The following is a 15,345-nucleotide window of genomic DNA, read 5'->3' on the forward strand; positions in this document are numbered from 1 at the left end:
GACTTTTTTTCGTTTGTAGAGATATTTCTTCATTCTTCATATGTGTTCACCTTCTCTTTTATTTGTTTTTTAGAAAATAACTGAATTGCATTTTCTCTTTTAATTTCATTCAATGCATCACCCTTATAATATGCTTCTACTTCTTGTACAAACTTTTTGCCAGAATTTAAAGAGGCATAAAATGAATCACTTCCAAATAAAACATGATTTGGTGCCAACTTATCTACAGCAGCGAATGCAATATCGTGGCAAGAAAGTGCACAGTCGAAATAGAAACGAGCAAAGTATTCATATACTGGTTTAGATAAACTACACCATCCATCATAAATGTATGCAGGTAGCATTGGGTTTTCTGGTCTTTTGTTACCTGGGAAGCATTCATTTAAACGCCAACTCAAATACGGTAGTGTCCCTCCCATATGTGATAAAATTGGTTTTATATTAGGACATCTCTCAAGTGTTCCACTGAATACAAGATTCGATGCTGCGCGCGTCGTATTAAAACAAAATTCTTGAAAATAATCAAGAGGTACAAACTCTGGACGTTTAAATACTTCCACATCAACTGGTATACTTGGATGAATGTAGATAAGTGCACCTCTTTTATCAAGTTCATCGAATAATGGATCAAACATTCGATTTCCTAAGAATTCATTTCGATAATTTGAAAGCATTCCTACACCATCAAGTCCTAAAACATCAAGAGCATAGATCGCCTCTTCAATAGATCCTTCAACATCTGGTAAAGGCAATACCGCAAATGCGCCAAATTTACCTGGGTAATCAGCACATAGCTTTGCCATATATTCATTTAACATACGTGCCTTTTTACGTCCTAATACTTTGTCTTTTTCTACAATCGGATAAAGTGCAGGCTCAGATATAGAACAGTAGGCCTTTTCAATACCTAAAGTTTCCATAAGATCTAAACTCTTTTGTGCGGTCCACTCCCCTATCGTTAATCCTCCAGATTTCCCAACACCAACCTCAGCAAGTGCTGCCTTATATTCTTCTGGAATAATGTGATGATGTACATCAATAAAACCTTTTTTCATAAATAAATCCTCCTAATATTTTCGATTGCACCTTAATTATAATTCTCTTATTTATAAATGAAACCATCAATCACTCATGCTTTGACCGTATTCTTATAAATTATTAAAAAAATATAATCAATATAAAATAATATTTTAGAATTTATCATATATCGTCGTATCATTTTTTACCATTTTCAAACATTTAACGTTACCGATTTTTGTTTTTTTTAAAAATGGCAACGTTAAACTTAAAAAGTGCCACTTTTAATGACACTTATAAATCGATTGGTATTATTCAAATAATTTAATGTCAGTGTAATATCACTGTTAAGATTCCTCTTTCATTAACCAATCTGTAACATCTATTATTTTAACCCCTTGGTTTGTATACGTTTCTTGATGAGTTATTGCTATAATTATTTATTGACCAAAGTTTATTTTTTTTCATTTTTGGTCAGTAGTTCCGCTTTAATTCTCCCCTCTTGTCATATTGACATTATTATTGACAATAAATAAAAGCAAATTTCCTAATAAATATAAAATGATGATATTCAACTATATAGCAGAGTACCATCATTATAAAATAATCGAATTTAACAATACCTAAATACATTTTTTTAAACTTAGGTATCGTTAAATCTTATATTTGTGTAAATTATATCTAAAACTCATTCTGTAAAATACTTTGGCAAATATGAAATTTTATAATCAAAAACCTTATTAAAAAGGCATCCTTACTGGACACCTCTTAACCACTTGCAACTATTCAAATTCAATTGTTCCTGGTGGTTTTGAAGTAATATCATACATTACTCTGTTTACCCCACGAACTTCATTAATAATTCTAGACATAACCTTATTTAATACTTCATAAGGAATTTGAGCAGCTTCTGCTGTCATGAAATCAATTGTGTTAACGGCTCTAAGCGCGATAGCATGATCATAAGTTCTTTCATCACCCATAACCCCCACTGAACGCATATTAGTAAGAGCAGCAAAGTATTGACCTGTTGTTCGGTCTAATCCTGCTTTTGCAATCTCTTCTCGATAAATTGCATCAGCATCTTGAACGATTCTAACTTTTTCAGCCGTTACTTCACCAATGATCCGAATACCAAGTCCTGGTCCAGGAAACGGTTGTCTAAATACTAAGTATTCCGGGATTCCTAATTCAAGACCTACTTTACGAACTTCATCTTTGAAAAGATCACGTAATGGTTCAATGATTTCTTTGAAATCCACTGCATCAGGTAAGCCCCCAACATTATGATGAGATTTGATTACTGCTGATTCACCACCTAATCCACTTTCAACAACATCAGGATAAATAGTTCCCTGAACTAAGAAATCAACAGTCCCAATCTTTTTAGCTTCTTCTTCAAAAACACGAATAAATTCTTCACCGATAATTTTACGTTTGGCCTCAGGTTCTTCAACACCCTTTAACTTTTCATAATATCTTTCTTGAGCATTAACTCGAATAAAGTTTAAGTCATATTGACCATCAGGTCCAAATACCGCTTCTACTTCATCACCTTCATTTTTACGAAGTAATCCATGATCAACAAAAACACAAGTTAATTGGTTTCCTATTGCTTTAGATAATAATACCGCTGCCACTGATGAATCAACTCCGCCAGATAAAGCACATAATACTTTACCATTACCAACTTTTTCTCTAATAGCTTTAATTTGTTCTTCAACAAATGAATCCATACGCCAATCTCCACTACAATTACATACATCTAAAACAAAGTTAGATAACATTTTTGTTCCGTATTCAGTATGTAAAACTTCGGGATGGAATTGGATTGCATATAACTTCTTATCTTCATCTTCACATGAAGCAACTGGACAGTCTTTAGTGTAAGATGTAATTTCAAAGCCTGGAGCAATTTTTGAGATATAATCAAAATGACTCATCCAGCAAATCGACTCTACCGCCACATCTTTCATTAATTTAGATTCTTGTTTACTAACAATTAAATGAGATTTACCATATTCTCTAACATCAGCTTTTTCTACTTTACCACCTAACACATGCTGCATTAACTGAGCCCCGTAGCATAAACCTAATACCGGTATCCCTAATTCAAATAATTCTTTTTGATAAGTAGGTGAATCTTCTAAATAACAACTATTAGGACCACCCGTTAATATAATTCCTTTCGGATTCATCTCTTTAATCTTTTCAATATCTACTTTATAAGAATAAATCTCACAGTAAACATTACACTCACGTACTCGACGTGCTACTAATTGGTTATACTGACCACCAAAATCAATTACAATTACTAATTCATTTTTCACTAGCTATCCTCCTATTTAAAAATTTCTCTTAACACAATTGTTTGCTCTCTATCAGGACCAACAGAGAAAATTACAATTGGACAATTAATCAATTCTTCAATTCTTCTTAAATACTTTTGACAATTTTCAGGTAATTCCTCAAAAGAAGTAACCTTAGTAATATCTTCATCCCATCCTGGCATTTCTTCATAAACAGGTTTAACCCTATTCAACTGTTTAATCGTTGAAGGTAATGCTTTGATGATTTTACCATCTAATTCATAAGCTGTACAGATTTTTAATGTCTTTAACCCTGATAATACATCTAATAACATTAAACTAATTCCCGTCAATGAAGACATTCTTCTTGATTGATTAACAACAACAGCATCAAACCATCCAATTCTTCTTGCTCTTTTTGTTACTGTACCATATTCATGGCCACGTTCACGGATTTGATCAGCCAATTCACCTTCAATTTCTGTTGGGAAAGCCCCACTACCTACTCTTGTTGTATAAGCCTTAACAATTCCCACTGCTTCATTAATATATAATGGGCCAATTCCAGAGCCTTCAGCTACTCCATTAGCACCGGGATGTGAACTAGTAACAAATGGGTATGTACCATAGTCAATATCTAACATTGTCCCTTGAGCCCCTTCAAATAATACATTTTTACCAGTTTGAAAACATTCATCTAAAACAACACCAGTATCACAAACCATTGGTGCAATGATTTTAGCATATTCTTTATATTCTTCAAAGATTTCCTCGGCACTACATGTAAGTTCAGGATATTGCGCTTTTTTAGAAGCCAAAGCTTCTTCTAATCTTTCTTTAAATAATTCCTCATCAATGAATTCACCCATACGGATTCCCACCCGTTCATATTTGTCGACATATGTAGGTCCAATTCCTTTTTTAGTCGTTCCGATATTATTAGCTCCACGCCTAGTTTCTTGAATTTCATCGATTTCTAAATGATAAGGTAAGATAACATGAGCCCGATCACTAATCATGATCTTATCAGTGCTAATATTAGCATCATTTAAATATTTCATTTCTTCAAGTAAAGCTTTAGGATTAATTACCATTCCGTTACCTAAAATAACATCATTACCACTAAAAATCCCTGAAGGAATCAAACGTAAAGCAAACTTTTGACCATTAAATTCAATTGTATGCCCGGCATTATTACCACCTTGATATCTAGCAACGATATCTGCTTTTTGAGCCAGGTAATCAGTAATTTTACCTTTACCCTCATCGCCCCATTGACTTCCTACTACAACAACTCCAGCCATTAACTTCACACCTTTCTTATCTACTATTACATTATAAACAATAGAGAGATATAATTTACCAATCTCAATATAATAATGTAATTATTTGACTAGTTTACGGAATAATTATATTATAGTCATAGATATTAGTAAAATTAATATATTATATTTATGATATAAGGAGTGGTTATATGTATATTAAACTAGAACAATACAAAATATTTAATGAAGCAGCTAATACTCTATCTTTTTCAATTGCTGCTAGAAATCTATTTATTTCCCAATCAGCAGTTTCTCAAACAATCAGCAGTATTGAAAAAGAACTACAAACTCAATTATTTATCCGTAATTCTAAGGGAGTTAGTTTAACTAAAGAAGGTAAATTATTACATCAGCAAATCGACAAAGCTTTAGCATTGATTACAGGAGTAGAAAACCAATTATCTAATTATCGTGAATTAAAAGATGGTCAGTTAATTATTGGAGCTGGTGATACTTTTAGTGAGTATTTTTTGACTGATTATATTGTTAAATTTAAACAACTATATCCTGGGGTTAAAATCAAAGTAATTAATCGAACCAGTCTAGAAACCCGTGAATTATTAAAATCTGATCAAATAGATCTAGGCTTTCTAAATCTTCCTATCAAAGATGATTCCCTTGTAATCAAAGAATGTTTCCAGGTTCATGATATCTTTGTCTCTAAAGAATTAGATAATCATATTTACACCCTCAATGAATTAGCTGATAAACCACTAATTCTTTTAGAAAAGTCATCAAACACTCGTAATCGTATCGATAACTACTTTGCTGAAAAAGGATTATTACTAAAACCAACCATTGAACTTGGGGCTCATAATTTATTATTAGACTTTACTAGAGCAGGACTAGGAATCTCTTGTGTTATTAAAGAATTCTCTCAGGAATTACTTGATCAGCAAATATTACATGAAATAAAAATAGCACAACCATTACCTAAACGCAGCATTGGTTATGCTTATCCTAAACGTCGAACGCAATCTGTTGCTACAAACAAGTTTATTGAATTAATATCAAATGATAATTATTAAATCAAGAAAATAAAGAGCTAATAATCGTATAGATTATATCCAATTAAATTATATCTTGATTCTAAGTTTTTTATAAATATTAATATACATAGGTCTATGGTTAAACTAAAGATTATATTTATTGCATTAATACTCCTTTTAATCTATTTAAAATCACAAGAATAATAGGCAGTATTAATGATAAATAGATAAAAATATATATTATATCAATTAAATTTGCATGATTAATTGAAATAAAAAGTGAATTCACAAAATAACCAACTAATGTAAAATACATCCAAGAAATAGAAATATCAATAATAAATAAAATATTTCCCGCTTTTAAAAAGACAGCATCAAAATAATTATTCATTGGATAAAATAGCTATAATAAGATTTCTATAAAAATTAAGTCAGCTAAACAACTCATTAAATATGAATACTTCACCTTTTTTACTACATCAAGAATGAATACTCAATAACAAATACGTGTCCTAGTAATTAACCAGCTATTATTTTATCATTAATCTTAAGAATTTATTATTTATGCATTAGATAACCCGGATGATTTATATCTGATTACCACCCTTAGTAATCCAACCACTACTTGCCTTGATGTACTTGAATCGTATAGTGTGTTCTATACCCTTCTGAAATACTCAGGACAGATAAAATGACACCATTATTTTTGTATACACAAACTAGTATTTGATTAATAATCAAACACCTGAATAAATGCTATTTTATCTATACTGTTATATCCTGCCTTTTGATAAAAATTAAATGTTTTCTCTTCTTTTGAATCTGTAAGTAACATCATTTTATAACAATTTTGTTTTATAGATATACTTTTTACGTATTCCATACATTCACTTGCATAACCTTTCCCTCTATGATTTTTATGTGTTACAACATTTCTATCAATGTATATGGTCTTGTATTTCTAGTCAAGTTAGGAATAATAATACATGTATAAGAAAAAACAATTTGATTATCTTTTACATTGACTGTAAGATGGTGATTTTTATCTTCTATTATTTGATTCCATATAGATATTAGATTCTCTAATAATTCAGGAACTGATTGTTCATGCAAACTTAAATATAATTATAATATTTCTTCCAAATCATCTTTAATAACTTCTCTAATCATCTATTTACCTCCATAAATTATAATTTATAACCGCCACCATACTGTATCATTTTTAGCATATTCTTTGAAACCACATCTTACTAAAAGTTTTTGTGATGAAATACCATCAACACCTGTTTTTGCAATAATGTGCTTCACTTCATCTTGCTGTAAAGCCCAATTACAAAATGCCTGAGCTGCTTCTGTCATGTAACCGTTATGCTCGAAATCACGCCCTAAACCATAACCTATTTCAACTTCTCCATCATAATTAAAAACATCCTTAAAACCAATCTACCCAACCACACAATTATCCGATTTCTTAACTATAAACCAAAAAGTGTGTCATAAATAATTTTTAAAATCTTTTTGAGACTTTTCTACTTGTCCACCTACAATTTCACGAAATAATCCCTTTATCGATTCTGCCTTGTATGAGCATAACAGTTCTTTTTCAATTTTCTTAATGTTATACACCCATAAACCAAGTTGCTTTGAGGTAAGTGCAATAATATTAAATCACTCTATTTCAATCTTCATCATTATATCTTTTCAATAAACTGAAATTTAACACTTAAATCTTAATTTCAAATCAAAAAAATTTTTGTATTAATTGTTTTGATAACTTTAATATATTCCTCATTCTTTTTACCAATAGGATCTTCTAAATCAATATTATAAATCTCTTTAACTAATCTCACTGCTTAATCATTAGTTTCACCCATATAAAATGGACATCTCATACCTATGCATTGCTTATTTTTATTTGAAAATATACATTTGACTTCTTGTTTAGTTAATTTAATTCCATATTGCTCATCAACAAAATCGATAGCAGTTAATATAGATAAGAATGCATTTCTTTTACAACATCTTGGACCCCCAACATCAGCAAGTTTTTCTAGTGCTTTTGACACATAGCATAAGTTATCTTTGTAATATTGATTATTACTTAAAGGTCCAGTTTCATGAATAATTGCTAATGCTGCTCCAACAGAAGCAGAAGAACCACACATTCCCCATTGACCACAAGTAGCCCCTGGCATTTTTTGACCTCTAACTATCATTTCATCTAATGCTTTATCTAAATCAAATTTAACACCTGCATTATGCATAGCTGTTAAAAAGCAGGAACCATCTAAAACATGATGTTCAGGTCCATGAATATTAATATACTCTTTTTTCATTATGCTTAAAATCAATTCAATTGGATTTCGTGTATTCGAATTCAAACATTCATTTTTTATTAACTTATATTTTTCGTTCATATATTTCTCCTCCACGTATCTACAAGTAGTCCATCCACTAATCCTAATGCCATTTTATTAGAATCACTTTTTTCATTTTACACTCCTAGTATATTGTAATTGACTTATTTTTCATAACAATCAACAATTCTAAGATAAGCAAGTATCATTGATCCAGGAATCAAAAAATTGCTACTAGAGAGTTTTGTTCAACAAATAAAAGCGGGAGTCCAACAATCTCAAATAAAATTGCAAAACAAACCATAAAAATGAAACGGCTAGATTATATCTTTTTACATTTTATACTTCAATTTTTGGAGGCTCAGTTCCAGTGAAAAAACCTACAGCATTTTTTGAATTCAAACAAAATATACCTATTATTACAAAAACTGATACAACAATACTCCAAATTAAAAAACCTATCATAAAGACATCCCCTCTTTAAATTCCAATTTTTGATACTCTTTACTTCTACTCCATAAAATAAAATTTATTACTTGTCCATAAATTCTAATACTTTTGCATTAATATAGTCGGGTTTACTTACAGAAAGAAGATAGGATGCTTCATCTACAATTTGTAAGTCTAAGTTACTGATTACACGCTTTGTTGCATTTTGCAATGAAAATACAAATTCATTTTCACCAAACATTACAAAAACAGACATTTGAATTCATATTCATCACTGAAATTATAAACAATTTAATTATGCTATTAAGAAGAGGTTCTTCTTTTTCATTTGCCCACCCAATATAAGCTTCAACATTTTTTCTTGTTGGATTAAACCACATTTTCATTATTTTTATAAAAATCGAACTGTATATTTTCGCAAATGTTTGTACCGGACTTAACGATATTAACTTTATTACGTTTTGTGGGTAAAAAATTGCATAGTTGTCAGCATTCCAACCACCTATTGAAAGACCATAAAGGATAAATTTATTTAATTTTAATCCCATTAATGTTTCATTCAGCCATTTTGCATTATCATGTGCCGATTTTAGTTTCTTAGTCAAAATGCATTTAGATGATTCGCCTATCAAATTTATCGCATAAACCCTATAATACTTAATCCAAAATGAGATGTTCTTATATCAAATAGGTGAGCCACAACTTGCTACGTGAAGCAATATTAAAGGTGGATTTGCCACATCCCCGCTACATATAACATGACTATTACCAAAAAAAATTGATATATATTTTTCAACTATAGGACATAATATTAAACCCCATGAATTTTCGTATGTTTTAAAATTTAGTTCTTTTTCCATTTAATTACTCCTATAAAAATACAACTTTGTTATCTTCATTATATCATTTATACAGCTACAAATATAGGCAAACTACTTCTCAGAAAAATTTATTTAATATCAGATTAATGTATAATGAACAATACTAAAAACGTGTCAACTTAATGACACTCTACGGTTTTATTACAAATGAAAAAGACTAAATACTTACTTGGTAATAAAAAGAAATCTATTATTGTAATAAACAAATATTTATCTAATATAAAAGTGAAAAAAGAAAATATTTATATGGTAAAGTATATTTTATTAAAATAATTAAACTGAAATAAATAAAAGATTATCTTAAAAAGCTAGAAACAATAAATTAGGGCTATTGATATGCAAAGTAACTATTTAGGATAGATTGACCTAATCTTCCTCAATTATTAATCTTAAGGTTAAAAAATATAGTACAAAAATATGTCTTAACATACAAAAAATCAGAAATTTTACAAAGTAAAAATCTGATTTTTAGCATATTTTAATACCTCTGTAACTTTATAATACTAACAACCTATCCTTTCAACCCTCTAGACTGACGATCCATGTCCTCTACTACAATATCATAGATTTCACCAAGCGATGCACAATATTCTAATATTTGCCATGGTTCATTAGTATGAAAATGTATCTTGATCAATTCATCATCACCAACAGCTAATAAACAATCGCCTTTAAAATTCTCAGTGATATAATCATTAATCACATCTTCATCAAGACCTTTACCTTCAATTAATAGTTGGGTATCATATCTAAATTCTAACATCTTATCCTCCTAATTATAACCTGGTTGCGTTAAGAACTTATAAACTCGCTCAATAATTTTTGATTCTAACTTATTATAAGATAAAGTAGGATCTTTTAATAATGGTACTTCAAAAACATCCCTACGTCCTTGATAATCGATCGTTATTTTAATAATTGACCCTAAAGGGTGTTCACGACAATCAACTAGTAAATTCATTGTATCCTCAGTATGATTATGCCCCAGACTAAAACCATCCCGAAGCGTAAAATTATCACATTCATATATTATCCAATAAGAAGGCATTATATTAGCTAGCGCTGCTTTTAAATTCTTTTCTCTAATTATATAATCTTTTAAAACTTTTTCAATTTCAGCTTTAATTGGTTCCACCATTTTATCAGCAGCCTCTTTATCACTTGCTTTACATCCTAAACGAACCCGAACTGTTTCTTCTGAAGCATAAAGTGCAATACTAACTTCATCTTGATGATCTATTAAGTCAGATAACACTTCATCAACTCGACTTTCACCAATTCCCATTGTTAGAAAATCATACGTATAAATAATATCCTGCTTAAATTGACTTAGATAATCTTTTAAAACATGATCAACAACATAACTCATTTCTTTAGGTGGACCCGGTAAATTAACAATCATCTTTTCATCTTTTGACATTACACAGCCATTTGCCGTACCTACTTCATTTTCTAAGATATAACAATCTACAGGAAAGAATGCCTGCTTAAAATTGTTTTCAGGAATATCAATCCACCCACTTACAAATCGACATTTTTCTTCGACTTTTTTAGCTTCTTCTTCATTATAGATCAATTCTAAACCTAAATATTCAGCTGATAATTCTTTTGTTAAATCATCTTGAGTTGGTCCTAAACCACCAGTTGTAATAACACAATCAGCACCTCGTTTAAAAGCTATATCTAAGCATTCTTTAAAACGATCATGATTATCACCTACTGTTGTTTGATAATAAACATTAAAACCAAGATCTTTACACATCTTTTGAATATAAGTTGCATTAGTATTAACAATTTCTCCTAACAACAATTCTGTACCAACATTAATTATTTCAACATTCATGAAATTATCCTCCTTAATGATTAACTATATTATAGTTAATTTTAAGCATTTTACTAGTCTTTTAGTCATTAAAATTTCATGAATATTAATTATAATTATCTATCTTTTTACAATTTATAACTAGTGGTCTAGTTAAATACCAGCACGAACCTATAAAAATAATTAAATATGCTGTAAAACTAATTATTAATTGTATAATTCCAGAATCAGTTTTAAAATAGAGTCCATTCATTAATAATGGATACAAGCTAAACGAATCTAAAAAATGATAGCCGCCATAAGCTAAAAACAATGGTACTAAAAATAAGACAACGGTAATAAGTAAAGCTGTAAACTGATTTTTAAACTTCTTGGAAAAAGCCAGCATAAAGAAAACACATACTAATAATGCAAAAAATCTTAATAAATAACAAATAATATAATATGTTAAAATTGAAAAACTAGGCAAATGTATATAATCCACTAATGAATTAACTGGTGTTAACCAGTTATTCAACCCATATGCCATATTTAACTTTAAATAACCTGTCAAATAAAAAATCACTCCAAAAATAAAACAAGTTATTATACAAACAAACATCTTTAGATATTGAAATCTTTGCGTACCGATAAATGTAATCTTAACTATTTTATCAATTCCATTTTGATAATCATATGCAAATACATTCGATAAACTTAGTAGTGCAAAGATAAACATGAAAAGCGCTGGTAACAATCCCCAGGTTTCATCAAAAAATAGTTGCTGATAACCATAGGGAACAATAAATTCCTTTTGAAAATTATCAATAATTCCTTGATACTGCTTTAAAATTTCTTGAAACACTGGTTCACTAGCTAACTGACTTTCAAATTCATCTTGTATAATATCTAATTGTTGTTTATTAATTATTCCATTTTGATAATTTTCATTAGTAATTTCTAATTGGTTATAAATATCTAAAAAGCGCTGCTTTTCACTTTCAATAAATGCTTCTTTTTCAGATGTTAGTGGCCCTGATAGTTTTTCCATATATGCCAGCATAACTAATTCTTCTGGCTGTCGATAAATATTAATCTGACTAAACTGGTAACACTGAAAGATACTAGCTATAATGATGAAAAGCAAACCTTTTTGTAACCACCAGATCTTATAGCTTTCTTGTAACCATAATGATAATGTGACTTTTTTGTGAATTTTGATTTTTGGTAATTTAAATGGGGTTATCATCATATTTCTTCGATGACAATAAGTAAATAAACATAAACTAAAAAATAATATACAGCTGATAACTAAACAACTAAAAATTAATAATTGTAATGAAATTAATACTCCAAATAAATTAACATTGTAATAATACTGAAACATTGTTTCAATTTTTAACATTGAAATAATATTAAGATACTTAAATAAATATAAAGAATCTAATGGCTGAATAAAGAAATAACAAATTAATTGAAAAAAGATAAATAATAATATAATAGAAAAAGCTAAAACCTTATTTTTAGCAAACAATGAAACCCATAACATCATTATCCCAATTAAAAATACTGCTAACCACTTAATCAAGAAATACACTAATAAATACTCTTTTACTGTAAATAAATAAGTACACTGACGATAACTAGAAATTGATTGAATACTCCTACTTAGATCCCCTAGTCCACAAGTAAAAAGCATATAGATTAAATTACTACTAATTAAAACCAAAATAACAATTCCTATTGTGATAAACATTACTAGTACTTTAGCTAGAATGGTAGCTAAACTACCTTTAGGCGTAGTTCGAATAATAGCAAACAAACCATTTTCTTTTTCCTCAAAAAGTATATATGAAATGATTATAAAGACAGCAATCATGATCAAAAAATTAGTGATTGGAAATGATAACGCTTCTTCTAGACCATATTCAATATCATAAGTAATTTCTACTTTATTACAATTTTGATAATCTTGAGCACTCTTTAAAACATTCTTTTTAGATATATCATCTTTATCATTAAAAATTGAAATATTAGATATTGTTTTAGCTTTTGTTTGAATATCTTCTAGATACCTAGGATATTGCTTTAATAAACACATTCTAGCATATATCTCTTTAATAAAAACTGCTTCACTTTCTAAATTAGTAGTATAATAATCTACCTCATTTGCATAATATAACTTGCTATAATCTTCTTCTACATCAGGATATTGGCTACGGATACTTTCAATCATATCTTTATTTTCTTCAGGATCAGCTGATAAATAAGAAAGCTGTTGTAAGATGCCAAAGGCTTCTATTTGTTTGTAATATTCTTCAATGAAAGAAAATCTTTGTTCATTAGGAATCCTTTCTAATTGTGATTGCAGTTTTTGATAAGCAACAGGAGAAGTATTAGTATTTAGATTTTGCATATATGCTAGTGCTAAAACGTTTATCAATAAAGTCAAGAAAAGAAAAATGATAAATATTTTTCTTTTCCATAATTTATAAAACTCTATTTTAAATAGCTGCATCATTTTGCTCCTGACCAAACAGTTCTAAATATAGTTTTTCTAAAGAATGATCATGATGCTTAGTTAATTCATCAACGCTTCCCTGCTTTATAATTTTACCTTTTTTTAAAAAGATGACCTCTTTAGCAATTGTTTCAATATCACTAACAACATGAGTAGCGATTAATAATATATGAACATTGGCTAATTGTTCAAAGACATTACGTAATGAAACTCGTTCCTTTGGATCTAATCCTGCTGTTGGTTCATCAAATAAAAGCAGTTGCGGGTTTCCTAATAAGGCTTGAGCTACTAAAATACGTTGTTTCATTCCACCAGAATAATGCTTACATTTAGTTGCTAAATGTTCTTCCATATTAACTAAGTTTGCAACTCTTTGTACCTCAGCAATAATTTTTGCTTTAGGAATATCTTTAAGCATAGCAATATAACTTAAAAAGCGTAAACCTGTGAATTCTTCATAAAGCCCCTGCTGTTGAGGAGCATAACCTAGAATCTTAAAATAATCATTTTTCAACATATGAATTGATTGATTATTCCATTGAATAGTTCCTTCATCACTTTCTAACTGTCGACAAATTATATTCATTAAAGTTGATTTCCCCGCTCCATTAGGTCCTAAAAGAGCATATATTCCATTTTCTATTTTTAAACTCACTTGATCAAGAGCTTTAATATTCTGATAAGACTTAGATAGTTCTTTAATCTCTAACATCATCCTCACCTACTCAATCTCCATTAAAGTCTGGTAATTAGCATTACTATTTAAAAAATCATCTTTACTAATTAATCCAAAATATTCTTTAGATACTTCAAATTGATCAGTACCAGCCCATGTCTTTTCATACTTTCCATCACGGTCATATCTTACAAATAAATAATCACGATTGATATTTAAAATATCAATTGGTTCCTTTGGCGGTTTTTTATTAAGTGCTAATTCTTTAACTTCTAAACCATCTAACGAAACCACTAGTGAGTTTACATATTCGTCCTGGTACCATGTATCAATAATAAGATGATTATCAATAAAATTAGAAATCATATAACTTCTATTATCTTCTAAGGATAAAACTTCACTTTGAACCCCTGAATCTAAATCTAATCCATATAATTTACCTTGATCAATTGAATATATCTTGTTTTGATAATATTCACCAAACTCACCATTTGCATTTTCTGGTTGTACTTCTGAACTTTGTTGTTTAGTATTAAGATCATATTTAAAATATCCCATTTCAACATTTTGAATTGCTTTATCATAACCTGAATAATCTTTGTTCTCTAAATATTTATTAGGATCATCTTGATAATGGGCTTGTCGTATAACTAAATTATGATTATAGATCCCAACTACATCACGATCCTTAAGATCAAGAATCTCTTTTGTTTTTTCAGTTTTTAAATCTAATCCCATTAACTTTTTTTCTTTAATTACATCCATTGAAGAATTACTTGCAGTTTCATATATTTCTTTTTTTTCTACTGGGATATAAATTTTATTATCACCTATAACTATTGCAGAAATATCAAACGATTCATTTTCATTTAACTGCCAGATAACTTTTCTATTTTTACCATCTAAATCCATCTGATATAATGAAGCACCTTGGTTAGTAGTTACACCGAGAGAATCCAAAACTTTCCCACTAGAACTACTTAGATATAAGTGATCTTGATAAACAAAGAGAGTTGCAC

Annotated in this window: 17 protein-coding genes; 1 reads left to right on the forward strand and 16 read right to left on the reverse strand. The window is 29.2% G+C overall.

Annotation, left to right across the window (positions count from 1 at the left end):
- Positions 1-29: 29 nt before the first annotated feature.
- The 3 genes from ACLR9T_RS01930 to ACLR9T_RS01940 all read right to left on the reverse strand — a co-directional run bounded on the left by ACLR9T_RS01930 (position 30) and on the right by ACLR9T_RS01940 (position 4,630).
- Entirely contained in the window at positions 30-1,055 is a 1,026-nt protein-coding gene (locus tag ACLR9T_RS01930) for an amidohydrolase family protein (RefSeq protein ID WP_413107845.1), read from the reverse strand.
- A gap of 744 nt (positions 1,056-1,799) precedes the next feature.
- A complete protein-coding gene (gene guaA / locus ACLR9T_RS01935; RefSeq protein WP_201900288.1) occupies positions 1,800-3,347 on the reverse strand; it encodes a glutamine-hydrolyzing GMP synthase in 1,548 nt (515 codons plus the stop codon).
- An 11-nt stretch (positions 3,348-3,358) separates the two neighbouring features.
- Complete coding sequence (locus ACLR9T_RS01940; protein ID WP_008791661.1) at positions 3,359-4,630, reverse strand: adenylosuccinate synthase; 1,272 nt, start codon at positions 4,628-4,630, stop codon at positions 3,359-3,361.
- A gap of 170 nt (positions 4,631-4,800) precedes the next feature.
- Here ACLR9T_RS01940 and ACLR9T_RS01945 point away from each other — a divergent pair, with 170 nt between their 5' ends.
- Positions 4,801-5,679: a LysR family transcriptional regulator gene (locus ACLR9T_RS01945; protein WP_413107846.1), complete on the forward strand. Its 879-nt coding sequence runs from the start codon at positions 4,801-4,803 to the stop codon at positions 5,677-5,679.
- A 118-nt stretch (positions 5,680-5,797) separates the two neighbouring features.
- On the opposite strand, the gene ACLR9T_RS01950 is transcribed toward ACLR9T_RS01945, so the two are convergent.
- From ACLR9T_RS01950 to ACLR9T_RS02010, 13 genes are all read right to left on the reverse strand, one after another.
- Entirely contained in the window at positions 5,798-6,031 is a 234-nt protein-coding gene (locus ACLR9T_RS01950) for a hypothetical protein (RefSeq protein ID WP_413107847.1), read from the reverse strand.
- 339 nt (positions 6,032-6,370) lie between these two features.
- Positions 6,371-6,589, reverse strand: coding sequence for a GNAT family N-acetyltransferase (locus tag ACLR9T_RS01955; protein WP_413107859.1), 219 nt, complete (start codon positions 6,587-6,589; stop codon positions 6,371-6,373).
- Positions 6,565-6,753, reverse strand: coding sequence for a hypothetical protein (locus ACLR9T_RS01960; protein ID WP_413107848.1), 189 nt, complete (start codon positions 6,751-6,753; stop codon positions 6,565-6,567). The genes ACLR9T_RS01955 and ACLR9T_RS01960 overlap by 25 nt, the downstream gene beginning before the upstream one ends.
- 81 nt (positions 6,754-6,834) lie before the next feature.
- Positions 6,835-7,083, reverse strand: coding sequence for a GNAT family N-acetyltransferase (locus tag ACLR9T_RS01965; RefSeq protein WP_413107860.1), 249 nt, complete (start codon positions 7,081-7,083; stop codon positions 6,835-6,837).
- A 410-nt stretch (positions 7,084-7,493) separates the two neighbouring features.
- Positions 7,494-8,057, reverse strand: a complete 564-nt coding sequence (locus ACLR9T_RS01970) for a DUF5714 domain-containing protein (protein WP_413107849.1) — start codon at positions 8,055-8,057, stop codon at positions 7,494-7,496.
- Between the two features lie 472 nt (positions 8,058-8,529).
- Positions 8,530-8,703, reverse strand: coding sequence for an alpha/beta hydrolase (locus tag ACLR9T_RS01975; RefSeq protein ID WP_413107850.1), 174 nt, complete (start codon positions 8,701-8,703; stop codon positions 8,530-8,532).
- Positions 8,678-9,052, reverse strand: coding sequence for an alpha/beta fold hydrolase (locus ACLR9T_RS01980; RefSeq protein ID WP_413107851.1), 375 nt, complete (start codon positions 9,050-9,052; stop codon positions 8,678-8,680). The genes ACLR9T_RS01975 and ACLR9T_RS01980 overlap by 26 nt, the downstream gene beginning before the upstream one ends.
- A gap of 78 nt (positions 9,053-9,130) precedes the next feature.
- On the reverse strand, positions 9,131-9,307 hold the full coding sequence (locus ACLR9T_RS01985) for a hypothetical protein (RefSeq protein WP_413107852.1): 177 nt from the start codon (positions 9,305-9,307) through the stop codon (positions 9,131-9,133).
- A gap of 532 nt (positions 9,308-9,839) precedes the next feature.
- Positions 9,840-10,091 (reverse strand): kinase to dihydroxyacetone kinase, encoded by a 252-nt coding sequence (locus ACLR9T_RS01990; protein WP_413107853.1) that lies wholly within the window; start codon positions 10,089-10,091, stop codon positions 9,840-9,842.
- A gap of 9 nt (positions 10,092-10,100) precedes the next feature.
- Positions 10,101-11,171 carry a competence/damage-inducible protein A gene (locus tag ACLR9T_RS01995; RefSeq protein WP_413107854.1) on the reverse strand — a complete coding sequence of 357 codons (1,071 nt, stop codon included), beginning with the start codon at positions 11,169-11,171 and terminating at the stop codon, positions 10,101-10,103.
- An 85-nt stretch (positions 11,172-11,256) separates the two neighbouring features.
- Positions 11,257-13,647, reverse strand: coding sequence for an ABC transporter permease (locus ACLR9T_RS02000; RefSeq protein WP_413107855.1), 2,391 nt, complete (start codon positions 13,645-13,647; stop codon positions 11,257-11,259).
- Positions 13,634-14,362, reverse strand: a complete 729-nt coding sequence (locus tag ACLR9T_RS02005) for an ATP-binding cassette domain-containing protein (protein WP_413107856.1) — start codon at positions 14,360-14,362, stop codon at positions 13,634-13,636. Before ACLR9T_RS02005 ends, ACLR9T_RS02000 begins: the two co-directional genes overlap by 14 nt.
- A 9-nt stretch (positions 14,363-14,371) precedes the next feature.
- The coding region (locus ACLR9T_RS02010; RefSeq protein WP_413107857.1) for a hypothetical protein at positions 14,372-15,345 on the reverse strand (974 nt) is incomplete at its 5' end.

The sequence above is a fragment of the Thomasclavelia sp. genome (assembly GCF_047249845.1).
Lineage (GTDB): Bacteria > Bacillota_I > Bacilli_A > Erysipelotrichales > Coprobacillaceae > Thomasclavelia.